We start from the raw sequence: 22,911 nt of genomic DNA, 5'->3' as shown, positions 1-22,911 counted from the left end.
CGTTCCGGAGCCTGCCGCTCCGCGCGGTGCGGGCTCGCGGGCTCAGTCGCGGTCGAGGACCATGCTCGTCGCCCACGACACGATGCTGATCACCAGCCCGCCGAGCACCGCTGTCCAGAATCCCTCCACATGGAAACTCAAGTCTGCTTTGTCCGCGATCCAGGAGGTGAGCAGCAGCATCAGCGCGTTGATCACGAGCGTGAACAGCCCGAGGGTCAGCAACAGCAGCGGCAGCGACAGGAGTTGGACGAGGGGCTTGACGATGAAGTTCACGACGCCGAAGATCAACGCGACCAGCAGCAGGGTGACGGCCTTGTCGGCGTCGTCGTGACCGGTCAGCCCGATATCGGGGATCAGCCAGACCGCGACCGCGAGGGCGGCGGCATTGGCGAGGGTCTTGATCAGGAAAGTCTTCATGGGGATCGTTCCAGAGGTAGTCGGGAGCACCATGGACGCGGAGGGCAGAGCACGATGAAGGCATTCCGGCTGGACGATCTGGAGGCGGAGCGCCGTGCGAACGACGGAGCGTACCTCCAGTTCCTGCGGGAACGGAACATGTCGGTGGGCCTGTACGCGCTCGACGCCGGGTCGCCCGATCCGCAGAAGCCCCACACCCAGGACGAGGTCTACGTGATCATGAGCGGTCGCGGCTCGGTCACCGTCGGCGACGAAACCCTGCAGGTCGGCAGGGGCTGCGTCGTCTACGTACCGGCGGGCGTGCCACATCGTTTCCACCACATCACCGAGGATCTCCGGGTTCTGGTGGTCTTCTCTCCACCCGAGGCGTGAATCAGTCCCTCAGGGTCGCCTAGGGGTTCGCTCCGGGGTGGACGAGGGCCGGGGGCCCTCCCATCCGCCCCTCCGGAGTCTTAGCATCGAAACCACCGGGACAACCCCGGCGTACCGGAGGAGGAGTGACCGTGTCCGTGAAAGAGATCACCGCGGGACTGCCGTGGTGGGTGACGTGGGTGCTGATCCCGGCGATCGTGCTGGTGGTCTTCGGCAGCCTGATCATGTGGGTGGTCGGTGTCATCATCGGCCTGCTGTTCAAGGCACTGCTGGCCGCGGCGCTGATCGCGGGTGCGATCTTCCTGGTGCGGAAATTCATGAGCGCGTCGTAGCCGGACAACCACTGGCAGACGCCCGCCGACCCCGTCTCCGGCGCTACCTCCGGCGTCGCCGACCGCCGCCGCCCCGGCGGCGGGAGCGGCCCTCGGAAGGAGCCGCGGCAGCGCCGGAGCCCCTGCCTGCCCGGCCGTTCCCCGGACCCAGCCCCCGACCGGGACCCGGTCTTACGTCCGGACCCGCGCCCGGTTCCGCCGCCGGCGCCGGCACGGACCCCGCGCCCGCCCCCGGCCCCCGGCGGCGGTCCGCCGAGACGACGAGCGCCGCGAGCCCCGTCGTCAGCGGCACCGAGGCGACCAGCCCGATGCTGCCCACCAGGGTCCGTACGATCTCCTCGGCGACGAACTCACTCGTCGTCACCGTCCCCACGCCCTGGTCGGCGATCGTGAAGAGCAGCAGCAGCGGCAGCGCCGCACCCGCGTACGCGAGGACCAGGGTGTTCACCACCGACGCGATGTGATCGCGCCCGATCCTCATCGCGGACGCGTACAATGCCCGCCACGGCGCCGACGGATCGGCCTGCCGCAGCTCCCACACCGCCGACGCCTGCGTCACCGTCACGTCGTCGAGCACCCCGAGCGAGCCGATCAGCACGCCGGCCAGCAGCAGTCCGCTCATGTCGATGTCCGGGTACTGGGTGTGGATGAGCCCCGTGAAGTCGTCGGTGTTCCCGGTCAGTTCCGACCAGCCGACGAACAGCGAACCCAGCAGCCCGATCAGCAGCAGCGACGCCAGCGTGCCGAGCGCGGCCACCGACGTGCGCGCGTTGAAGCCGTGACACAGATAGAGCGCGATCAGCATGATGGCACTGCCCCCGACCACCGCCACCACCAGCGGATTCGACCCGTCGAGGATCGCCGGCAGGATGAACAGGATCAGGATCGCGAAGCTCACCGCCAGCCCCGCGAGCGCCGCCAGCCCGCGCAGCCGCCCGACGACGACCACGGCGAGCGCGAACACCAGCGCCAGCGCGGCCATCGGCACGGTGCGCACCACGTCGGAGACCGCGTACTGCAGCTCGCGCGGCGCCTTCGGCGAGTAGGAGACGACGAGTTCCTGCCCCACGTCGTACCGCCGGGACGCGTCGGGCGCGACGACCTCCGTGAAGGTGCGCCCCGCGTGCTTGCCCGACGTCACCTCGATCGTCGCCTGCTCGCACACCGCGTCCTCGTCGGGCCGCAGCTCGTCCGGGTCGCCGCCGCCGGCCGGCGGCCCCTGCTCCTGGATCTGCGCGCCCACGTCCGCGCACCTGACCTCCTCGACCTTCGTGACCTTCGCCCGCTGCCGCTCCTGATCGAAGCCGATGCCGCTGCGCTCACCCGCCGGTTCACCGCCCGGCCAGAGCACGATCAGCCCGGCGAGCACCGCCAGCGCGAACGGCACGAGCACCGCGGCGATCACCGTGCGCAGCCTGTGGGAGGCGGGCCGGCCCGGGGCGCCGCCGTGGTGGTGGGTGTGGCCGTGGCCGAGCGATGGTGTCACCGGCTGATCATCGCAGGAACCCGGCCGGGGCCCTCTTCCGTGCCGGAATGCGGGGAGTTAGCGTGGTCGGCGAACTGCACACCGCGGGAGCTCGGAGCACCGGGCTGAGAGGGCGCTGACGGATCCGGAACCGGACCGACGCTGCGCCGACCGCCGAACCTGTTACCGGGTAATGCCGGCGTAGGGAGTGGGTCTCCATGACCGTTTCGGATGCACGTACGCCCGCCACCGAGGAATCCACCGCGATCGGCTGGCACAAGGACCACCTCGCACACCCCGCACGGCCCGACATCAGGGTCCCGGTGCGGCGCGTGCACCTCACGAACGGCCGGGACGTGACGCTGTACGACACGTCCGGGCCGTACACCGACCCGACCGTCGACACCGACGTACGCCGCGGGCTCACGCCCCTGCGCGACACCTGGATCGTCGCCCGCGGCGACACCGAGGAGTACGCGGGCCGCCCGCCCCGCCCCGAGGACGACGGCGTCAAACACACCGCCCCCCGCGGCGGACTGCGCAACCTCGACGCCGTCTTCCCCGGCCGCCCGCGCCAGCCGCGGCGCGCCCGCGGCACGGCGGTCACGCAACTCGCGTACGCCAGACGCGGGGAGATCACCGCCGAGATGGAGTTCGTCGCGCTGCGCGAGCGCGTCGGACCCGCCTTCGTACGCGACGAGATCGCGGCCGGCCGCGCCGTGCTCCCCGCGAACGTCAACCACCCCGAGTCGGAACCGATGATCATCGGGAAGAACTTCCTGGTGAAGGTGAACGCCAACATCGGCAACTCCGCCGTCACCTCCTCCATCGAGGAGGAGGTGGAGAAGATGACGTGGGCCACCCGCTGGGGCGCGGACACGGTCATGGACCTGTCCACCGGGCGCAACATTCACACCACCCGCGAGTGGATCCTGCGCAACTCCCCCGTGCCCATCGGCACCGTGCCGCTCTACCAGGCGCTGGAGAAGGTCGACGGCCGCGCCGAGGAGCTGAGCTGGGACGTCTACAAGGACACCGTCATCGAGCAGTGCGAGCAGGGCGTCGACTACATGACCGTCCACGCCGGCGTCCTGCTGCGCTACGTCCCGCTCACCGCCCGCCGCAAGACGGGCATCGTCTCCCGCGGCGGCTCCATCATGGCCGCCTGGTGCCTGGCCCACCACCGCGAGTCGTTCCTCTACACCCACTTCGACGAGCTGTGCGAGATCCTCGCCGCGTACGACGTGACGTTCTCCCTCGGCGACGGCCTGCGCCCGGGCTCCATCGCCGACGCCAACGACGAGGCACAGTTCGCGGAGCTGCGCACGCTCGGCGAGCTGAACCGGGTCGCGAAGTCCCACGGCGTACAGACCATGATCGAGGGCCCGGGACACGTCCCGATGCACAAGATCAAAAAAAACGTGGACCTGCAGCAGGAGATCTGCGAGGAGGCCCCGTTCTACACCCTCGGCCCTCTGGCCACCGACATCGCGCCCGCGTACGACCACATCACCTCCGGCATCGGCGCGGCGATGATCGCCTGGTGGGGCACGGCGATGCTCTGCTACGTCACCCCGAAGGAACACCTGGGCCTGCCCGACCGCGACGACGTCAAGACCGGCGTCATCACGTACAAGATCGCCGCCCACGCCGCCGACCTCGCCAAGGGCCACCCGGGCGCCCAGGAGTGGGACGACGCCCTGTCGGACGCGCGCTTCGAGTTCCGCTGGGAGGACCAGTTCAACCTGGCTCTGGACCCGGACACGGCCCGCGCGTTCCACGACGCGACGCTGCCGGCGGAACCGGCGAAGACGGCGCACTTCTGCTCGATGTGCGGCCCGAAATTCTGCTCGATGAAGATCAGCCGGGGCATCACGGAGCGCTTCGGCGGTGACGCGCCCGCCGACGCCACGGAGGAGGAGGCCGCCGCCGGGATGCTCCAGAAGTCACGGGAGTTCGCGGAGAGCGGCCACCGCGTCTACCTCCCGATCGCGGACTGACGCGCCGGCGCACACCACGCGGGCCCCGCTCCACAGCGGGGCCCGCCGCCGCCGGTCATGTCGCCGCGCGATCCCGGGCGCAGGACTCGGCGAGTTCGGTTGCCGGATACGCCCCGCCCGGGGCGTATCCGCGGCTATCGCCGGTCGGCCGCCCCCAGGTAGAGCTGTGCGAGGCGCGGCAGGCGCCTTTGCATCTCCCTGTCGTCGTCGAAGTCGAAGTCCTCCCCCATGTCCTGCACCGCCTCACCCTGACCGTCGGCCGGCCGGTACGCGGCCCACGCCTCGTGGAAGGCGTCCTTGTTCCCCGTCAGGCGCTCGAAGGCGGCGCCCGCCGCGTAGTTCACCTCTTCGCGGAACAGGACCTCGTCATCGCCCTCCCGCGCGGCCTCGGCGACGGCCGGGTGCCCGGCGAGGCTGTCGGGCGCGGCGGCCGTGCGCTCGTACCAGACGCGGCCGAGGGCGATCACCCCCGCGCGGAAGTCCATGAAACCGGCCTCCGAGCAGCCCCCGCCGATGAGATACGCGGCAGCCCACACGTCCCAGCGGTACAGGGCACCGTGCACCTCGCCGAACCGCTCCGCAAACTCGAGGATCTCCTGCGGGGGGAGCCCCGTCAGGTGCCTCACGAGCGCCTCGTCGAAGGCCACACCGCCCGCCGACGCCGCCGAGCGCGCCGACTCGACGACGTGCCAGAACCGATCGATGTCCATGGCCGGTACTGTCGCACCCCCCGCTGACATTCCGGTCTCATCCGGCAAACGCGTTGCATGGGGACGGCGGGCGTGGGACATTGGCCGCCGCCCGCGCTCTCGCGGAACGAACCCGCCGGCCGACCGTCGGCGTACTCACGGTGAGGAACGAAGCCTTTGATCCCGGCGCCCGTCAGCGGCCGCCGTCGGCGCCGAGCGGCCCGCCCGCTTCCGTAGCGGGGCCTCCTGCTCGACCGCCGGGCACGACCGTCTTGTACGGCGGCCCCACGATGCCCGCGCTGTGCCGCGGGCGCTCTGCCCTGCCTTCGCACACCAGAGACTCCCGTGAGGTCGCTACCACCGTGGTCACTCCCATGGACGAACAGGTCCAGAACTTCGCCGTCGCCAACCTCCGGCGCCGCCCCGACGTCGTCGAGACCGGCGGCTTCGTCGCAGGCTTCTCCCCCGGCACCGACAGCCCGTACCTCAACTACGCGACCCCGCTGCCCGGCACGGCCCCTACCCACGGCGACGTCGCCGCGCTCATCGCGGCGTTCCGGGAGCGGGGGCTGCTGCCGCGGCTGGAGTTCGCGCCCGGGGCCGCGCCCGGGGCGGCGGCTGCGCTGCGGGCGGCGGGATTCGGGACGGAGGCGGTGCACGCATACCTCGTCTGCACCCCCGGCACCTTCACCGACCCCCTGCCCGGCGGGCACGGGCCGCTGGTGGAAACCCCCGCCACCGACGCCGAGTTCCGGGCGCTGGACGCGGCGCTCGCCGAGGCGTTCGGCGGCGCGTCCGCCGCGTCGGCGGACGGCGCCGCGCGGCTGCGGCGGCTGGCGGAGGACGGCGGCGAGGTGCGGTTCGTCCGGGCCGGGGACGGCGGCTGCGCCGGCGGCGCGACGTGCTCGCCGCCGGCCGAGGACACCGCCGAACTCACCGGCGTGGGCACCCGCCCCGCGCACCGGCGCCGCGGTGTCGCGGTGGCGGTGACCGCGGCGCTGACGGAGGCGCTCTTCGAGCGCGGGGCCGGCTCGGTGTGGCTGGAGTACTCCGGCGAGGGCTCCCGTGGCACGTACACCCGCGTCGGCTACCGCCCCGGCGGCACCCGCCTGTACGTCTCCCTGCCCGCGACACCGCCCGCCTGACCCGGCACTTGCGCCCGCGGCCCCGGCCGCGGGCGCATCGGTGCAGGGGGCGGGCCCGGGTGGGGGAGGGCCGGGGCGGCGGGTCAGAGCTCCGGCCGCCAGGGCAGGACGCGGAAGTCGCCGGTGCCGCGCTTGACCTTCTCGAACGGTGCCGAACTCACGCACGGCGCCAGATCCTTGTCGTCCAGCGGGCTGCCCGTGCCCGCCCAGCTATAGCCGAGACGGTCGTGGCGGCCCTGGTCGTGGACGGTGACGCCGACGCGCAGACCCTTCGCGCCCGGGAGGCTGGTGTCGGTGATGACCCCGGAGACGACGGCGACCTTGCCGCCGGTGACGAGGCAGTCGACGTCGGCCTCGGCCCAGGCGCCCTCGCCGTCGAGGTAGTGGCTGAAGCCGAAGGTGCCGGTGGCCTGCCGGGGATCGTCGTGGTGCTGCGCGGCGAGGCGGGCGTCGAAGGTGAACGTGATGTCGTCGCCGAGCGACCGGGTGAGCTTCGCGGAACCGGTCAGGGAGGCGGCGGGCCGCTGCCCGCGGTCGGTGCTCCCGGCGCGGTCGGTGCTCCCGGCGTCACCGGCCGCGGCGGCGGTGCCGGCGGTGGCCGTGGCGAGTACGGCGGCGGCGAGGGCGGCGGCGCGAAGGCGGTTGCTGCGTAGGTAGCGCAAGAGAACTGCTCCTCAACGGTGTTGCCCCGGACGATCCGGGTACCGGCAGCCTCGCCCGCCGCGGCCCGTACCGCGTCAGCCCACGGCGGCAAGTGACGTACCCCCTCGGTCTGTCCCACCACCCGGCCCGTTACCTCCCGGGCATGACACGCTGTACGTGACCAGGGCAGGATCGCGGCCACGGGGCGCGGAACACCGTCGCTGCCCTCGGGAGTTCCCCACGGAACCCCGGTGCGTCGCACGCCACCGCAACGCCGACGCTGCCAACCCCGTCACCACCCCGACCCCGACCCCGACGCGACCCCGACGCGACCGCCGTACGACCACCTCGGAGAGGAGCCGCTTCCATGCCCACCGGATCGCTCGCCAAAGGCGCCAACCTGCCCGTCGACGCTCCTGCGGTACGGGCCGAACTCTCCTGGTCCGAGGGCCCCGGTGTACCCGACGTCGACACCTCGGCGCTGCTGCTCACCGCGGCCGGCCGGGTCCGTGACGACGGCGACTTCGTCTTCTACAACCAGCCGCAGCACACCTCCCAGGCCGTGACCCACCTCGGCAAGCAGAACGCGGGAGGCCGGTACACCGACTCCGTCGAGGTGCTGCTGACATCCCTGGGGCCGGGCGTCGAGCGGGTCGTCCTGTGCGCCTCGGCCGACGGCGGCACCTTCGGCCAGGTACCGGGGCTGTCGCTGCGCCTCCTGGACGCCGGAACGGGCGCCGAACTGGCCCGCTTCGACATGGAAGCGACGACGGAGACGGCGTTCGTCGGCGGCGAACTGTACCTGCGCGGCGGCCGCTGGAAGTTCCGCGCGGTGGGCCAGGGCTACGCCTCCGGCCTCGCCGGTCTGGCCACGGACTTCGGCATCACGGTCGACGAAGCCCCTCCGCCCCCTCCCTCCCCCACCCCACCCGCCTCTTCCCCGCCCGCCTCGGCGTCCTCCGCCCCGGCAGCACCGGCCGCGGGTGCACCCGCGGCTCCGCCGCCGGCCGGCCCGCCGTTCCAGACCGGCCCGGGGGCCCCGGCCCCCGCGACACCGCCCTCCGCCCCGCAGGCGCCCCCGCCCGCCGCGCCCTTCCCGCACGCGGTCCCGCCTCCGGCCCCCGCCCGGCCGGCGCCCGTCCCCGCGCAGGGACCGCCCGCCGCGCCGTACCCGCCGGCTCCCCCCGCCGCCGCACCACCCGCGCCCGGCGCCCCTCCCGCACCGGCACCCGCCGCCCCACCCGCCGCGTCCGGCGGGCCGAGGCTGGTCAAAGGCGAGGAGCACCTGCCCGTCGACATGCGCAAGCGGCTGTCGCTGCGTAAGGAGCAGGTGGCCATCAGCCTGCGCAAGCACGGGGCCACCGACATCTCCGCCCGCGTCATCCTCGTCCTCGACGCGTCCGGTTCCATGACCCGCCTCTACGCCCAGGGCGTCGTCGCCGACGTCGTCGAGCGCATGGCCGCGGTCGCCGCGGAGCTGGACGACGACGGCGCCATGCAGGCCTGGACGTTCGCCTCCCATCCGGCCCGGCTTCCGGATCTGCTCCTCGGGGATCTCCCCGAGTGGCAGCGACTGCACGTACGGGTCGGGCAGCTCGCCCTCTTCCGCCCCCGCAAGAAGCGCAGGGCTCTGGAGAACGGCCAGGTCGACATGCGGGCGGTCGGTATCCAGAATGAAGAGCAGAAGGTGATCGCCGAAGTCCGCGCCTACGTCCGCGAGAACCCGGCGCCCGTTCCCACGCTCGTGCTGTTCTTCTCGGACGGTGGCGTCTACCGCAACCGCGAGATCGAGCGTGAGCTGCGCGAAGCGGTCGAGGAGCCGATCTTCTGGCAGTTCGTGGGGCTGGGCGCCGCCGACTACGGCGTCCTGGAACGGTTCGACAGCCTCGGGGGCCGCCGCGTCGACAACGTCGGTTTCTTCGCCGTCGACGACATCGGTGGACTCCCCGATGCACAGCTCTACGACCGGCTCCTCTCCCAGTTCCCCGGCTGGATCACCGCCGCCCGCGGCGCGCGCATCCTCTGACCCCGGTCGGCCCCCGCCCTCGCCCCGGCCCCGGCCCCGGCCCCGGCCCCGGCACCGGTGCCGGTCCCAGTCCGGCCCCGGCAGGGCGAGGGCCGTCAGCCTTCGGCTGCGCGCGTGTGCGGGACGAGCGCCGTGATGACCGTGTCCCACAGCTCCGGCGGGGGCATCTGATGGCCCATACCGGCCAGCGGTACGAGCTTGGCCCCCGGGATCTCGCGGGCCAGCGCCTCACCGTGGGCGTAGGGGAACAGCGGGTCGTGCGTGCCGTGGAGCACGAGGGTCGGCGCGGTGATGTCGCCGAGTGACTCCGAGGCCGGCTCCTTGCCGTCGTCGAGCAGCCAGTGGTTGGCGGCCGCCTCGGGGACGGGGCTGCGGTCGAAGGCCCGGCCGGCGATGCGGCGTACGCGCTGCTCGGCGACGGGGATGGTCCCGGCGAAGGTGCGCTCACCGGCGAGGAAGTAGGAGACGACCGCCTCCCGGTCCGACCAGTCCGGCCCCGGCTGCGGCTCCGCGAACTTGCGCGCCAGCTCCTCGCTCATCGGCGGCAACTCGGGGCGGTCGGGCCCGCCCGGCGTCGCGGGAGTGGTGGCGATCAACGTCAGCGAGGCGACCCGGCCGGGATGCCGCGCCGCGATGAGCTGCGCCATTCCGCCGCCCATCGAGACGCCCACGAGGTGCGCGGAGTCCAGGCCGAGTGCGTCGAGCAGTCCGACCACGTCGGCGACCAGGTCCTCGCCGCTGTACGGCGGCGACCCGACCGGGAACGTGGTGGAGCGACCCGTGTCGCGCGTATCGAAGCGGATGACATACCGTCCCGCCGCCGCCAGGCGTGAGCAGAAGCCGTCCTCCCACCAGTCCATCGTCGCTTCCGCGCCCCCGATCAGCAGGATCGGCGGATCCGTCGCCGCGCCGAACGTCTGCGTACAGATGTCGACATCCCTGACCCGCACCAACCGCTCAGCCGTGGGCCGGGCTTCCGCCGTGCCGTTCATGACCTGCCTCCCTCACCTCGTTTTCCAGGAGGCTACTACATTTCTCAAAGTTTCTGCTACATTTTTCGTAGTGAATTCAGGGGCGCGGGAGGAGAGCGGCGATGGCGAGAGGCAGCGGCGACGAGAGGCGGACCTACGGGCAGGCGTGCCCGATCGCCCACGCGCTCGACATGATCGGGGAACGCTGGGCCCTGCTCGTCGTGCGCGAGCTGCGGCTGGGCCCCCGTCGCTACGCGGACCTGCAGGCCGCGCTCCCCGGCATCGGGCCCAGCGTGCTGTCCCAGCGCCTGCGTGACCTGGAGCGGTTCGGCGTGCTCGCCCGCCGCGCGCTGCCGCCGCCCGCCTCGGCGAAGGTGTACGAGCTGACGGAGTGGGGCAGCGAGCTGGAGCCGGTCTTCGCGGCTCTGCGCAGGTGGGGGCTGCGTTCGCCGGTGATACCCCTGGAGGGGGAGCTGACCTCCGACACCGTTCTGCTTGGGCTGCGCGCCTATTTCCAGCCGCAGCCGCACGCGGCGTGGTCGGCGAGCTACCGCATACAGCTTGAGCGCGAGGTGTACCGGCTGGAGGTCGACGAGGGCGAGTTGACCGCGGTGCGGCGCGGTGAGGAGCCGGCGTCCCCGGACGTCGCGGTGACGACGGACCACGACACGCTGCAGTCGGTGCTGTCCCACGAGCGCCCGCTGTCCGAGGTGGTCGAGGCGGGCGAGCTGACGGTCGAGGGTGACGGGGAGGTGATGGAGCGGCTGGTGGAGGCGGTGCAGCGGCGCTGAACTGCGGCCTGCCAACGGGCGCCGGTCGCGTCCCGTTCGGGTTGCGCCTGCCGCTTCCGCCCGGCCCGCGGGGGTGGGGACGGGGCGGTCGGTCAGGGGCGCCGGGTCACCAGACGGGGCGCAGCGGCGGGAGTTCGTCGCCGGCGAGGTCATCAGCCCCACCCCCGACCGCACCGTCACCACCCCGAACGCCGAGATGGCGTCCCTCGCCACTCCCTCCCGGGGCAGCACCGCGCTCAGCACCTGGCGGGTGCGTATCGAGGCCGGCCGTTCCGGGCCCGTGCACGCCATCGACCGCGAGCAGGTCTGGATGGTCGTCGCCGGCTCCCTGGCCGTGACCTGCGACGGCCGCACCGAGACCGCCGCCGCCGGGGAGGCGGTCCTGCTCCCGCCCGACGTGCTGCGGCGGCTCGGCGCGGCGGAGGGCGCCGGTGCCGTCGAGGCCGTGGTGGCGATGGAGGCCGGGGGCGGCGCCGTCACCGAGGACGGCACGCGGCACCCTCTGCCGTGGGCGGAGTAGAGGTCGCCGGTGCGCCGGAGGCGGCGCGCCCGGACCGGCCGGTCCGGGCGGGAGGGTCGCCGGCTCCGTTCCGTACGGCGCTGCCCGCCACCCGTACCGTCCGTGACTCCGCCGCCCCCGGCCGCCGTGCGGCGCTCCAGGCTCGCGGCGAGGAGAGCGAGGACCAGACCGGAGCCGGCGAGCGTGGCGCCGACCCAGTTGGGGGCGGTGTAGCCGAGACCGGCCGAGATCACCAGGCCGCCGAGCCAGGCGGCGAGGGCGTTGCCGAGGTTGAACGCGCCGACGTTGACGGCGGAGGCGAGGGTGGGCGCGGCGGCGGCCTGGTCCAGCACCCGCTTCTGCAGCGGCGGTACGGTCGCGAAGCCGAAGAATCCGATAAGGAAGATACTCACGGCCGCGGCCGGCTTGGAGTGCGCGGTGAGCGTGAACAGCGCCAGGGTCGCGGTCAGCGCGCTGAGGGCGGCGTACAGCATCGGCATGAGGGCGCGGTCGGCGAACCGCCCGCCGATCAGGTTGCCGCCGACCATGCCGACGCCGAAGAGGGCGAGGAGCCAGGTGACGGAGCTGTCGGCGTAGCCGGAGACCTCGGTCGTCATCGGCGCGATGTAGGTGAGGGCGGCGAAGACGCCGCCGAAGCCGAGGATGGTCATGCCCATGGCCAGCAGCACCTGGACGTTGAGGAATGCGGCCAGTTCGCGCCGGAGGCCCGCGCTGCCGGGGGAGGGTGCGTGCTCCGGCGCCCGCGGCAGGTCCGGTACGAGCCTGGCCACGCCGGCCAGCCCGACGACTCCGATCGCCGCGACCGCGAGGAACGTCGCACGCCAGCCGACGGTCTGCCCGAGGAGCGTGCCGCCGGGGACGCCGACGACGTTGGCCACGGTCAGCCCCGTGAACATCAGCGCGATGGCCCCGGCCCGCTTGCCCGGGGCGACGAGCCCGGCGGCGACGACCGCGCCGATCCCGAAGAACGCGCCGTGCGCGAGTGAGGCGATGATGCGGCCGGCGAGCAGGATGCCGAAGCCCGGTGCGAGCGCGGAGATGGCGTTGCCCGCGATGAACAGGCCCATGAGGCCCGTCAGCATCCGCTTGCGCGGGACGCGGGTGCCGAGCGCGGTGAGGAGGGGGGCGCCGCCGAAGACGCCGAGGGCGTAGCCGGTGGTGAGCCAGCCGGCGGTGGGGACGGAGACGGAGAACTCGTCGGCCACTTCCGGGAGCAGGCCCATGACGACGAACTCCGTGGTGCCGATCCCGAAGGCGCCGATGGCCAGCGCGAGCAGCGCGAGAGGCATGCGGGGACTCCTGCGATGGGTGCGGGGGGCTGTCATTGCCAAGCGCCCACAATAATTGCGCACGCTGGTCCTTGCAAACGCGGGCTTTTGCAATCGTGGAGTAAACTCGGAGTCAGGACGGCGAACGCACTCACGGGACGCGGAGGTCTCATGGCGGCCACAGCCGAGCAACTCGACGAACTGGCCCGGGGCTGGTCGGCCCTGGCATCCCTGCACGCCCGCATCGAGACCCACGTGGAGCGCACGCTCCAGCGCGCACACCGGCTGAGCGCCCGCGAGTACTCGGTACTGGACGCCCTCAGCCGCCAGAACGACTTCCACCTGCGCATGAACCAGCTCGCCGACACCGTCGTCCTCAGCCAGAGCGCCACCACCCGCCTGGTGACCCGCCTCGAAGAACGCGGCCTGCTCAGCCGCTACCTCTGCCCGGACGACCGCCGCGGCATCTACACCGAGGTCACCCCCGCCGGCCGCCGCCTCCTCGCCGAGGCCAGGCCCGGCTACGAGATCGCCCTGCGCGCCGCGCTGGACGAGGCCGCGAAGCGGCCGGAGCTGGCGCCGCTGGTGGCGGCGGTGGAGACGCTGGAGACCCCGTCGGCCTACGCCACGTAGGAGCGCGTACGAGAAGCGGCGGGGCGCGCGACGTCCGACGGGGCGCATACGGACTGAGGGCGCGCCCCGCGGCGCGCGTAGGGTCGGGGGCATGAGCGACCTGGAAATCCGGCGCGCAACGGCCGCCGACGTCCCCGCCCTCGTGGCGATGCTCGCCGACGACCCCTTGGGCGCCGCCCGTGAGACCCCCGACGACATCGCCCCTTACGAGCACGCCTTCGCGCGGATCGACGCCGACCCCGGCCAATGGCTCGCGGTCGCCGAACGCGACGGCCACGTCGTGGGTACGCTCCAGCTCACCCTGATCCCCGGGCTGTCGCGGCGGGGCGCGACCCGCGCGCTCATCGAGGCGGTGCGCGTGCACCGTGACGAGCGCGGGAGCGGGCTCGGGACCCGGCTCTTCGAGTGGGCCGTCGAGGAGGCGCGGCGGCAGGGATGCGCGGTCGTGCAGCTCACGTCGGACGCGACGCGCACGGACGCGCACCGCTTCTACGAGCGGCTGGGGTTCGCGGCGTCGCACGTGGGGTTCAAGCGGATGCTGTAGAGCTGGGTGCAGGTCGTACCCATCCGGCCGACGGCTCTTCCCCAGCGTGAAGTATCCCCTGCTCAGGACGCCTTTGACGAGCATGATCCGAAGTTATCCACAGGCCCGAGCGGGCCGGTGCGGGCTTCGGCATACTGCCACTATGCAGATCACGACAGAGCAGCGGCGAGCCCGGATCGGCGTGCGGCACGCCCTCGCGCCGACCGCCCGCGTGGCCACGCCCGCCGGTGCCGCGGACGCGGTCGTCGCGCTGCACGCGACCGACGCGGCGACCGTCTTCCTCTCCGCATGCGCGCGCATGCGGGAGCCGGGCGTCACGCCGGTCGAGCGCGCGCTCTACGAGGACGTGTCGCTGGTGAAGCTGCTGTCCATGCGGCGCACGCTCTTCGCGGTCAGCCGTGAGCTGGCGCCCGCCGTGGACGCCGCGGCGGCACGCGCGATCGCAGCGCGCGAGCGCGCCACCTTCCTGAAACACCTCGGGGGGAACGGGCTGGACGAGGCATGGCTGCGGCGCGCCGAGGCCGCGGCGCTGACGGTGCTCAAGGACAAGGGCGAGGCGACGGGCAGCGAGATATCGGCCGCCGAGCCGCTGCTGCGCACGAAGATCACGGTCTTCCCGGGCTCCCGCCAGGAGACGCAGCAGGGCGTGGCCACGCGCGTGCTGCGGATGCTCGCCTGCGACGGGCACATACGGCGCGGGCACCCCCGCGGGTCATGGACGTCGAGCCAGTTCCGGTGGGCGCCCGGCGAGGACTTCGGCGGCATGGAGGTCGCCGCGGCGCAGGCGGAGCTGACCAGGCGCTGGCTGCACGCGTACGGCCCGGCCACCGAAGCGGACCTCGTGTGGTGGACCGGTTGGACGAAGACCGCCGCGCGCAAGGCCCTGGCCACGACCGGCGCCGTGGCGGTGGAGCTGCACGAGGGCACGGGGTATGTGCTGCCGGGCGACACCGGGCCGGTCACGACGCCGGAGCCGTGGGCGGCGCTGCTGCCGGCGCTCGACCCGACGCCGATGGGCTGGAAGGAACGCGGCTGGTATCTCGACGCCGGCTACCGCAAGGCGCTGTTCGACGGCAGCGGCAACGTGGGGCCGACGGTCTGGTGGAACGGCGAGGTCGTCGGCGCCTGGGCGCAACGACCGGACGGAGAGGTGGTGTGGCGGATGCTCACGGACGTGGGCGGCGATGCGGAGCGCGCGGTGGCCGCGGAGGCCGAACGGGTGGCGGCGTGGATCGGTGACGCCCGGATAACGCCGCGGTTCCGCACGCCGCTGGAGAAGGAGCTGGTGGCGTAGAGGGCTGCGGCGCAGCCGTGCTGTGATCCGGTGGCTCGGCCTGGGCCGGCGGCGTGGCCGGATCCCCGGGCCGGATGCCGGGGCCCGTCGTCGTGCACGACGTCAGCGGTCCTCGACGCCGGTCCTGCCGGCCGGCGGACGTCCGCCGGCCGGGATCTCCTCCGTCCTCCCGGCCGTGACGCGGCGGACTACGTCCAGCCGCGGGCGCCGCCGGGGACGGGGGCGTCCGGGTCGTACGGCTCGCGGGTGAAGACGAAGGTGCCCAGGTCGAGGTGCGAGACCTCGCCGTCCGCCGACAGCTCCACCCGCAGCGTCTCACCCGCGCAGTAGCCGTCGACCGCGGTCCACGTCCCGTCCGCCTCCGGGCGGAGGCGCGAGGCGTAGCCCGCGCCGCTCAGCGGACTCAAGTCCAGCCACCGGTCCTCCTTCAACCGCAGCACGTGGGGGTTCGCGCCCCAGTACCACGGGCCCGTGAGGGCGAGCAGCTCCGGATCCACCGCGTCCGCGGGCAGCGGACGCCACGGCTCGGGAACACGCGGCTCGTGGCGCAGCACGGTGCCGATCAGATCGGCGGCCAGACCGGAGACGGACACACCGGAAGTGACGTTCGTGAGGACGACCGCGCTCACGCCCTCGTCGACGTCGGAAAGGAGGCAGGCGAGAAACCCGGGCATGGAGCCGGTGTGGCCGGTGAGCAGCGTGCCGTCGTGGCGGATGAGCTGGACTCCCAGCCCGTACGCGCTGTCCCACGACGCGCCTTCGGGAGCCACGGCGGGGGTACGCATCTCCGCCAGCGTCCCGGCGGAGAGCACCCGGTCGTCGCCGCGCACGAGGAAGGCCGCGAACCGGGCCAGGTCACCGGCCGTGGACCACAACTGGCCCGCGGGGCCCATCAGGCCGGTGTCGTGCAGCGGCTCGGGCTGCATGACGTCCGCCCACGGATGGACCGCGAAGCCGCCGGCGTGCGGTGCCTCGGGCAGCAGCGTCGTACGCCGCAGGCCCAGCGGCTCCAGCACCTCGCGTCGCAGCACGTCGCCCCACGGCGCGCCGCGCAGGGCCTCGACGAGCGCGCCGAGGTAGGCGAACCCGGGGTTGGAGTAGTGGTACCGCCGGCCCGGCGGATGGCGGGAGGGGTCGCCGTCGAAGAGTTCACCGAGCCCGGGGCGCAGCGTGCCCGGGGTCCGCTCCCACCAGGGGCCGCGGGGCTCGGAGCCGATACCGGAACTGTGCGAAAGGAGCTGGGCGATGGTCACCGCGGGAGCCTGAGTGCCGGGGACGTGCTTCTCCAGCGGATCGGCGAGGTCGACAAGGCCCTCGTCGCGCAGCCGCAGGACCAGCACGGCGACGAACGTCTTGGTGATCGAGCCGATGCGGTACTGGACGTCGGTGGTCGGCTCGTGGCCGTCGGCCATGGAGCGGGCTCCGGACCAGACGGTCTCCCCGTCGCGTACGACGGCCGCGACGAGTGAGGGCGTCCGGCCCTCGCTCTGCGCGACGGCGAGCCGGTGGCGCAGGGCGCGGGCGGTGGCGGGGAGCAGGGCGTCGTCATACGGCGGCATGCGGCGCAGCCTAGCCGCGGCCCGCGGTGCGGAGCGCGGGAGTTTCCGCGCCGCGCCCGCCGCCGGCGCGGGTGGCGTACCAGACGGTGGCGATCACCAGCACGCAGCCGGCGTACTGGGTCGCCGTGGGCCGCTCGCCGATGAACACGACGGCGGTGGCGATGGCGAGCACCGGCTGGAGCAGGAGCAGCGCCGCCCCGGTGGCCGGGGCGAGGCGGGGGAGAGCGGGGGTGATGAGGAGCAGCGCGAGGACCTGGCCGAGCGCGGCCATCGCGGCCAGCCAGGCGAGGGCGGCGGGTTCGGGCGCCGGATCGATACCGGTCCACAGCGCCCCGAGGATGCCCGAGGCGATGCCCGCGGAGAACGTCGCGGTGCACACCGGTACGGCGATGTGTCCGCGGGAGCGGGAGCGGGGGTGGGCGCCGCCGAGGCGGGTGAGGAAGAGGTAGCCGGCGAAGGCGACGCCGGCGGCGGTGCCGTAGAGGATGCCGGTGACGGGGCTGGAGCCCGGTTCCGGGTCGCCGATCGCGCCGCCGGCGAGCGCCACCCCGGCGAGCAGCACCGGGGCGGTGAGCCAGAAGCCGCGCGGCAGCGGTGTGCGGGTCAGCAGGCGGGCCAGCAGCGGGAAGACGATCACCTGGACGTTGAGCAGCACGGTCGCGATGGAGGCGCCGACGTCCCTGATGCTGCCCGCCCAGAAGACGAAGTCGACGCCGAGCAGCAGCCCGGCTGCCAGATCCGTGAGCACGAGGCGCCGTGCGCGCGGGCCCAGGCGGCGGAGCTCGACGGCCGCCAGGGGGGCGAGCAGCAGCAGCGCGAGGACACAGCGCAGAAAGGCGGCGGTGCCGGCGTTCACGTCGGAGAGCTTCACGAACATCGCCGACAGCGAGATGCACGCCGAGCCGCCGATGACCATCGTGACCGGGGTGGCCAGCCGGGTCAGGGGCCCCCGGCCGCGTGCCGGGGCGGCCGGGTCGCCGGGGCCGGGCCGTACGACCGGGGCGGGGGAGCCGGTGGGCAGGGGCGGATGGCTCCGGGTCGGTATGCCGCCCTGGTCGCCCCGGCCTTCCCCGTCGCCTCGCATGCCCCTCACTCTGCCTGCCCCGTCCCCCAAGAAAAAGCGATGATTCGTTAGCCGAAAGCGTTAGCATCGCTTCGTGTTCAGCCTGGAGCGCCTCCGCGCCCTCGACGCCGTCGCCGTCCACGGCACCATCGCCCGTGCCGCCGAGTCGCTGCACGTCACCGCCTCCGGCGTCTCGCAGCAGCTCGCCAAGCTGGAGCGCGAGTCGGGGCACCGGCTGCTGGAGCCGTACGGGCGCAGCGTGCGGCTCACCCACGCCGGCACGGTGCTCGCCGCCCACGCGGCCCGGGTGTGTGCGCAGGTCGCCGAGGCGGAGGCGGATCTGGCCGACCTGCAGGACGAAATCCTCGGCCCGCTGCGTCTGGGCGGGGTCGGCAGTTCGCTGCGTGCGCTGCTGCCCGAGGTGCTGACCGCCCTGACCGCCTCACATCCGCGGCTGGCCCCCACCGTCGTCGACGGCGAGGTCGTCGAGCTGGTGCCCGGACTGGTCGGCGGGGAGCTGGATCTGCTGCTCATCGAGAGCTGGAGCAGCCGGCCCATCCGGCTGCCGCAAGGGCTGGCGGTGCGGACGCTGGTCGTCGAGGACGTGCAGCTTGCGGTGGCCGACGCGCACCCGCTGGCCGGCCGCGAGCGCGTCGGCCTCGCCGAGCTGGGCGGTCTCGCCGGCGGGTTCGGGGCGGCGGTGTGGGCGAGCTGTCCGGTCGGCACCGAACCGTACGAGGGGCTGACGCAGGCGCTGCGCGAGGTGGGGCTGGAGCCGGAGGTGCGGTATCTGGTGACGGAGTACGCCACGCAGCTCGCGCTCGTGCGCGGCGGGTTGTGCGTGTCGCTCGTGCCGGAGATGGCGCAGCGGCCGTGCCCGCCGGGGGTGCGGTTCGTGCCGGTGCGCCCCGCGGTGCGGCGCACGGTCCAGGCAGCGTGGCGGTCCCGGGGCGAGAGCCCGGCCGTACGGGCGTGTGTCGCCGCCCTGGCGCAGGCCGCGCAGGCCGCGCAGGCGGCGCAGGTGAAAGCCGCGCGGGCGCCGGAGGCGCCCGTCGCGGGCGGGTGACCTGCGGGGCTGTCGGTGGGCCGTGCGAGGATCACGGTGTCGAGCACAGCCACTGGAGGACCCGATGTTCGCGATATCCCTGGGCGACGACGGTGCCGAGCTGCGGCCGCTGGAGCCGTGGCAGGCCGAGGAGTTCCTCGCCCACATGGACCGCGGCCGCGCGTTCATAGGCCGTTACGTGGGCCTCCCCGACGCCGCCGCCGACCTCGGCTCCGCCCGCGCCTGGCTCCAGTCCTACGCGGACAAGACCGCCTCCGACTCCGGCCGCCTCTACGGCATCTGGCTCGACGGACTCCTCGTCGGCGGCGTCCTCTTCCGCGTCTTCGACGCGGAGCAGCGCACCTGCGAGGCCGGCTGCTGGCTGGAGCCCGCGGCGGCCGGACGGGGGCTGGTCACGCGGGCGGTGCGCGTGATCATCGACTGGGCGGTGCGTGAGCGCGGCATGGAGCGCGTGGAGTGGCTGGTGTCCGCGGAGAACACTCCGAGCATCCGCGTCGCCCAGCGCCTCGGCATGCGGCGCGACGGGGTGCTGCGCTCGCGGTATCCGTACCGCGGGGTGCGGCAGGACACCGAGGTGTGGTCGGTGCTGGCGGCCGAGTGGGTCGAGGGCGACAAGGCGTAGCGGCGTCTCCCGCCTGTACGGGCGATCCCCGGCGCCGTCAGCCCCGGGGCCGCCGTCAGTCCGCGGTTCCGGCCGCTTCCAGCAGGGCCGGCAGCTTGCGCATGTCGTCGAAGAGCACGGTGCCCTGCCCGGCCAGCCAGTCGGCCGGTGACAGCCCGCCGGTGAAGCCGTACCCGCGCATGCCCGCGGCGCGCGCCGCCTGCACCCCGTAGCGGCTGTCCTCGATCACCGCGCACGCCTGCGGGGCGTAGCCCATCCGGCGGGCCGCGTGCAGGAAGAGGTCGGGTGCGGGCTTGCCGCGCCCGCCGACGTCGGCGGCGGAGTAGATGCGTCCGCAGAAGCGGTCGTACAGCCCGGTCCGGCCGAGGGTGCGGCGCATCCGTTCGTGGTCGCCGCTGGAGGCGACGCAGGTGGGCAGCCCCGCGGCGGCGATGGCGTCGAGCGCGTCGACGACGCCGGGTACGGCTTCGAGGCGGTCGAGGCCGGCGAAGAACTCCTCGTAGTAGCGGGTGCGCCAGGTCTCGTCCGCGCCTGGGCCCAGGCGTTCGACGACCATGGCGCCGACGGATGCCTGGGACTTGCCCATGAACAGCTCGACGGCGTCGGCTTCGGTGAGCGGCCAGCCGAGTTCCGCCCCGACGGTGACCTGCGCGGCGGCGGCGATGCGCTCGGAGTCGACGAGGACTCCGTCGCAGTCGAATATCACGAGTTCGATGGCTGCGGGCATGGTCACGAGGCTAACCGAGCGCCCGCGGTACGGGACGGGCGCCGGGGCGTCAGCGGGTGCCCGGGACGACGAGGCCCGTTTCGTACGCCATGACCACGGCCTGCGTACGGTCCCGCAGACCCAGCTTGGCCAGCAGCCGGCTGACGTGCGTCTTCACGGTCTCCTCGCCGACGTGGAGGCGCGCGGCCAGCTCGGGGTTGGACAAACCCTCGGCGAGCAGCCGCAGCACCTCCGTCTCGCGCGGCGTCAGCGCCGCCAGGGCCGCGGCGGCGTCGCTCCGCTCCGGCCGCGACGCGCGCAGCCGCGCGAACTCGGCGATGAGCCGCCGCGTGACCGCCGGCGCGAGCAGCGCCTCACCGGCCGCGACGACGCGCACCGCGTCGAAGAGCCGCTCGGCGGTGACGTCCTTGAGCAGGAAGCCGCTGGCTCCGGCGGCGAGGGCGTCGTAGACGTACTCGTCGAGGTCGAAGGTGGTGAGGATCAGCACCCGGGGGTGCGGCGGGTCGGCGGTCAGGCGGGCGGTGGCCTCGATGCCGTCGACGCCGGGCATGCGCACGTCCATGAGGACGACGTCGGGCCGCCGGGCGCGGCAGACGCGGACGGCGTCGGCGCCGTCGTGCGCGGTGCCGACGACGTCGATGTCCGGCTGGGTGGCGAGGAGTCCGGCGAAGCCGGCGCGTACGACCTCGTGGTCGTCGGCGACGACGACACGCACGGTGCCGGCGGTGCCGGCGGGGGAGGCGGGGTCGGTCATGCCGCGGTCTCCTCTCCACCGGCACCGGTGCGTGCCGGCAGCGTCGCTTCGAGCAGGAAGCCGCCGCCCGCGGCGGGGCCGCTGCGCAGCGTGCCGCCGACGGCCGCGGCGCGTTCGCGCATGCCGAGCAGTCCGTGCCCGCCTGCTGCGGGCCCGGGCCCGGGGCCGGGGCCGGGGCCGTTGTCGCGGACGCGCAGGCGCAGGGCGGCGTCGGCGTAGTGGAGTTCGACGTCGACGGCGGAGCCGGGGGCGTGCCGGCGGGCGTTGGTGAGGGCTTCCTGCACGATGCGGTACGCGGTGAGTTCGATGCCGGTGTCCAGGGGGCGCACGGAGCCGCTGACGATGAGGCGTACGGTGCCGCCGGCGGTGTCGCGGGCGCCGTCGAGGAGTTCGTTGAGCTGGGCGAGGCTGGGGGCGGGGCGGCGTTCCGCGGGGGTGGCGCCGGCGTCCTCGCGCAGGACGCCGAGCAGCCGGCGCATCTCGGTGAGGGCGGTACGGGCGGTGTCCCCGATGTCGCGGAGCCGGCGGGCGCCTTCGTCGGGGAGGCCGGGGGTGGTGAGGCGGGCGGTTTCCGCCTGGACGGAGATCATCGAGATGTGGTGGGCGACGACGTCGTGGAGTTCGCGCGCGATCCGGGCGCGTTCGCCGCGGGCGGCGTGTTCGTAGAGGGTGTGCGCGATGGCGCGTTCGGTGGCGCTGTGGGCGGCGGCGGTGCTGCGGGCGCGGCGGGCGAGTGCGGTGCCGGTGGCGGCGGCGACGAGGACGGCGGCGGCGACGGCGAGCAGCCGGCCGGGGGCGTCGAGCCGGCCGCCGGCGGCGGTGCCGGGGTCGCCGACGGCGTACCCGGCGAGTGGCAGCACGAGCAGGACGGCCAGGGTGCGGCCCCGGCGGCTGCCGTGGCGGGCGAGGCGGTGCAGGAGGACGGCCTGGGCGGCGGTGCCGGCGGCGACCGGGGCGCCGAGGAGGGCGAGGAGCGGGGTGTTCGCGGCGGTGGTGAGGACGGCGGCGGGGGCGGGGTGGGTGCGCAGGAGCGCGACGGGCGCGGTGGCGCCGAAGGCGAGGAACAGGGCGGCGGTGAGGCGGTCGCCGGCGCCGGCGCGCAGGACGGTGTCGACGGCGGCGAGGAGCGCGAGCAGCGCGGCGGCGGCGACGGGTGCGTCGGGGGAAGAGAGGGAGGCGAGGAGGGCGGCGCGGCGGCGCAGCGGCGTCACGTCCGCACGCCCCGTCCGTTCCCCCCGTGCTCCCGTCACCCCGCCATTGTCCCCGCGTCTCCCGCTCCCGGAGTCCCTCCCGCCCTGGACAAGTGCCTCCCCCACACGAGCTACTCCGCCGCCCGCAAGACTCCTCCCCTGCGTGACGACCCGCCCGCCGCCCGCTTCGTAGCCTCCTCGTCATGGCAGCGTCAGAAGCAACCATCGAGGTCCGCAAGCTGCGCAAGCGGTTCGGGCCCGTCGCCGCCGTGGACGGTCTGTCGTTCACGGTCGTCCCCGGTCAGGTCACCGGGTTCGTCGGCCCCAACGGGGCCGGGAAGTCCACCACCATGCGCATCGTCCTGGGCCTCGACGCGCCCGACGCGGGCGGCGCGCTGATCGGCGGCCGGCCGTACGCGGCGCTGCGCCGCCCGCTGCAGCACGTCGGCGCCGCGCTCGACGCGGCGGCCGTGCACCCCAGCCGCCGCGGGCGCGACCACCTGCTGTGGCTGGCGCACTCGCACGGGCTGCCGCCGCGCCGCGTCGACGAGGTACTGGAGCAGGTGGGTCTCGCCGCGGGGGGCCGCCGGCGGGCCGGCGGCTATTCGCTGGGGGTGGGCCAGCGCCTCGGCATCGCCGCCGCGCTCCTCGGGGATCCGCCGGTGCTGCTCTTCGACGAGCCGGTCAACGGCCTGGACCCGGAGGGCATCCGCTGGATACGCGGCTTCCTGCGCCGGCTGGCGGCGGAGGGACGGGCGGTGCTCGTCTCCAGCCATCTGATGAGCGAGCTGGAGGACACCGCCGACCACCTGGTGGTCATC

23 protein-coding genes and 1 pseudogene are annotated in these 22,911 nt (G+C 74.0%); 13 read left to right on the top strand and 11 right to left on the bottom strand.

Translation table 11 applies throughout. The annotated features are described in order from the left end of the window. Positions 1–42: 42 nt before the first annotated feature. A complete protein-coding gene (locus I003_RS0125110; protein ID WP_027774035.1) occupies positions 43–417 on the bottom strand; it encodes a phage holin family protein in 375 nt (124 codons plus the stop codon). Positions 418–471: 54 nt separating this feature from the next. Here I003_RS0125110 and I003_RS0125105 point away from each other — a divergent pair, with 54 nt between their 5' ends. Both I003_RS0125105 and I003_RS0125100 read left to right on the top strand, forming a co-directional pair. Beyond that, positions 472–789, top strand: a complete 318-nt coding sequence (locus I003_RS0125105; RefSeq protein WP_027774034.1) for a cupin domain-containing protein — start codon at positions 472–474, stop codon at positions 787–789. 137 nt (positions 790–926) lie between these two features. Further along, a complete protein-coding gene (locus I003_RS0125100; protein ID WP_027774033.1) occupies positions 927–1,121 on the top strand; it encodes a DUF5326 family protein in 195 nt (64 codons plus the stop codon). A 43-nt stretch (positions 1,122–1,164) separates the two neighbouring features. Here I003_RS0125100 and I003_RS0125095 read toward each other — a convergent pair whose 3' ends face one another. Continuing rightward, positions 1,165–2,607, bottom strand: a complete 1,443-nt coding sequence (locus tag I003_RS0125095; RefSeq protein WP_027774032.1) for a YibE/F family protein — start codon at positions 2,605–2,607, stop codon at positions 1,165–1,167. A gap of 197 nt (positions 2,608–2,804) precedes the next feature. On the opposite strand from I003_RS0125095, the gene thiC reads away from it, so the two are divergent. Then, positions 2,805–4,586, top strand: a complete 1,782-nt coding sequence (thiC, locus tag I003_RS0125090; RefSeq protein ID WP_027774031.1) for a phosphomethylpyrimidine synthase ThiC — start codon at positions 2,805–2,807, stop codon at positions 4,584–4,586. A 134-nt stretch (positions 4,587–4,720) separates the two neighbouring features. Here the strand turns inward: thiC and I003_RS0125085 are convergent, their stop codons facing one another. Continuing rightward, positions 4,721–5,296 (bottom strand): DUF4240 domain-containing protein, encoded by a 576-nt coding sequence (locus tag I003_RS0125085; RefSeq protein ID WP_027774030.1) that lies wholly within the window; start codon positions 5,294–5,296, stop codon positions 4,721–4,723. A 353-nt stretch (positions 5,297–5,649) separates the two neighbouring features. On the opposite strand from I003_RS0125085, the gene I003_RS0125080 reads away from it, so the two are divergent. Continuing rightward, positions 5,650–6,420 (top strand): GNAT family N-acetyltransferase, encoded by a 771-nt coding sequence (locus tag I003_RS0125080; RefSeq protein WP_027774029.1) that lies wholly within the window; start codon positions 5,650–5,652, stop codon positions 6,418–6,420. 83 nt (positions 6,421–6,503) lie between these two features. Here the strand turns inward: I003_RS0125080 and I003_RS0125075 are convergent, their stop codons facing one another. Then, a complete protein-coding gene (locus I003_RS0125075) occupies positions 6,504–7,082 on the bottom strand; it encodes a hypothetical protein (protein WP_027774028.1) in 579 nt (192 codons plus the stop codon). Between the two features lie 347 nt (positions 7,083–7,429). Here I003_RS0125075 and I003_RS0125070 point away from each other — a divergent pair, with 347 nt between their 5' ends. Then, complete coding sequence (locus tag I003_RS0125070; RefSeq protein ID WP_027774027.1) at positions 7,430–9,088, top strand: VWA domain-containing protein; 1,659 nt, start codon at positions 7,430–7,432, stop codon at positions 9,086–9,088. Between the two features lie 95 nt (positions 9,089–9,183). Here I003_RS0125070 and I003_RS0125065 read toward each other — a convergent pair whose 3' ends face one another. Next, positions 9,184–10,080, bottom strand: a complete 897-nt coding sequence (locus I003_RS0125065; protein ID WP_027774026.1) for an alpha/beta fold hydrolase — start codon at positions 10,078–10,080, stop codon at positions 9,184–9,186. Between the two features lie 101 nt (positions 10,081–10,181). On the opposite strand from I003_RS0125065, the gene I003_RS33160 reads away from it, so the two are divergent. Continuing rightward, positions 10,182–10,850 (top strand): transcriptional regulator, encoded by a 669-nt coding sequence (locus tag I003_RS33160; RefSeq protein ID WP_037721671.1) that lies wholly within the window; start codon positions 10,182–10,184, stop codon positions 10,848–10,850. Positions 10,851–11,046: 196 nt separating this feature from the next. Then, complete coding sequence (locus I003_RS33155) at positions 11,047–11,370, top strand: cupin domain-containing protein (RefSeq protein ID WP_078564351.1); 324 nt, start codon at positions 11,047–11,049, stop codon at positions 11,368–11,370. Between the two features lie 71 nt (positions 11,371–11,441). Here I003_RS33155 and I003_RS33150 read toward each other — a convergent pair. Then, a pseudogene (locus tag I003_RS33150) lies at positions 11,442–12,659 on the bottom strand (MFS transporter); the annotation flags it as partial. 150 nt (positions 12,660–12,809) lie between these two features. On the opposite strand from I003_RS33150, the gene I003_RS0125055 reads away from it, so the two are divergent. The 3 genes from I003_RS0125055 (at position 12,810) to I003_RS0125045 (ending at position 15,109) form a co-directional block, all read left to right on the top strand. After that, on the top strand, positions 12,810–13,271 hold the full coding sequence (locus I003_RS0125055; protein WP_027774025.1) for a MarR family transcriptional regulator: 462 nt from the start codon (positions 12,810–12,812) through the stop codon (positions 13,269–13,271). Positions 13,272–13,362: 91 nt separating this feature from the next. Then, positions 13,363–13,815: a GNAT family N-acetyltransferase gene (locus tag I003_RS0125050; protein ID WP_027774024.1), complete on the top strand. Its 453-nt coding sequence runs from the start codon at positions 13,363–13,365 to the stop codon at positions 13,813–13,815. Between the two features lie 142 nt (positions 13,816–13,957). Continuing rightward, positions 13,958–15,109, top strand: coding sequence for a winged helix DNA-binding domain-containing protein (locus I003_RS0125045; RefSeq protein ID WP_037721667.1), 1,152 nt, complete (start codon positions 13,958–13,960; stop codon positions 15,107–15,109). A gap of 188 nt (positions 15,110–15,297) precedes the next feature. On the opposite strand, the gene I003_RS0125040 is transcribed toward I003_RS0125045, so the two are convergent. Both I003_RS0125040 and I003_RS0125035 read right to left on the bottom strand, forming a co-directional pair. Then, entirely contained in the window at positions 15,298–16,668 is a 1,371-nt protein-coding gene (locus I003_RS0125040; RefSeq protein ID WP_027774022.1) for a serine hydrolase domain-containing protein, read from the bottom strand. A gap of 10 nt (positions 16,669–16,678) precedes the next feature. Beyond that, positions 16,679–17,752, bottom strand: coding sequence for a DMT family transporter (locus I003_RS0125035; RefSeq protein WP_027774021.1), 1,074 nt, complete (start codon positions 17,750–17,752; stop codon positions 16,679–16,681). 73 nt (positions 17,753–17,825) lie between these two features. Between I003_RS0125035 and I003_RS0125030 the strand changes: the two genes are divergently transcribed. Together I003_RS0125030 and I003_RS0125025 are read left to right on the top strand one after the other, a co-directional pair. Then, positions 17,826–18,797: a LysR family transcriptional regulator gene (locus tag I003_RS0125030; protein WP_027774020.1), complete on the top strand. Its 972-nt coding sequence runs from the start codon at positions 17,826–17,828 to the stop codon at positions 18,795–18,797. Positions 18,798–18,861: 64 nt separating this feature from the next. Continuing rightward, positions 18,862–19,419 (top strand): GNAT family N-acetyltransferase, encoded by a 558-nt coding sequence (locus I003_RS0125025; protein ID WP_027774019.1) that lies wholly within the window; start codon positions 18,862–18,864, stop codon positions 19,417–19,419. Positions 19,420–19,474: 55 nt separating this feature from the next. Here the strand turns inward: I003_RS0125025 and I003_RS0125020 are convergent, their stop codons facing one another. From I003_RS0125020 to I003_RS0125010, 3 genes are read right to left on the bottom strand one after another with little or no spacing between them, the layout of a single operon-like run. Further along, positions 19,475–20,146: an HAD family hydrolase gene (locus I003_RS0125020; RefSeq protein WP_027774018.1), complete on the bottom strand. Its 672-nt coding sequence runs from the start codon at positions 20,144–20,146 to the stop codon at positions 19,475–19,477. Between the two features lie 49 nt (positions 20,147–20,195). Further along, a complete protein-coding gene (locus I003_RS0125015) occupies positions 20,196–20,900 on the bottom strand; it encodes a response regulator transcription factor (protein WP_051368458.1) in 705 nt (234 codons plus the stop codon). After that, entirely contained in the window at positions 20,897–22,150 is a 1,254-nt protein-coding gene (locus I003_RS0125010; RefSeq protein ID WP_027774016.1) for a sensor histidine kinase, read from the bottom strand. The genes I003_RS0125015 and I003_RS0125010 overlap by 4 nt, the downstream gene beginning before the upstream one ends. Positions 22,151–22,293: 143 nt before the next feature. Here I003_RS0125010 and I003_RS0125005 point away from each other — a divergent pair. Next, on the top strand, positions 22,294–22,911 hold a 618-nt coding region (locus I003_RS0125005; RefSeq protein ID WP_027774015.1), incomplete at its 3' end, for an ATP-binding cassette domain-containing protein.

It is taken from the genome of Streptomyces sp. CNQ329 (genome assembly GCF_000482585.1).
Note: the sequence above shows the minus strand (reverse complement) of the source record. Positions and strands in the feature narration are given on the sequence as shown.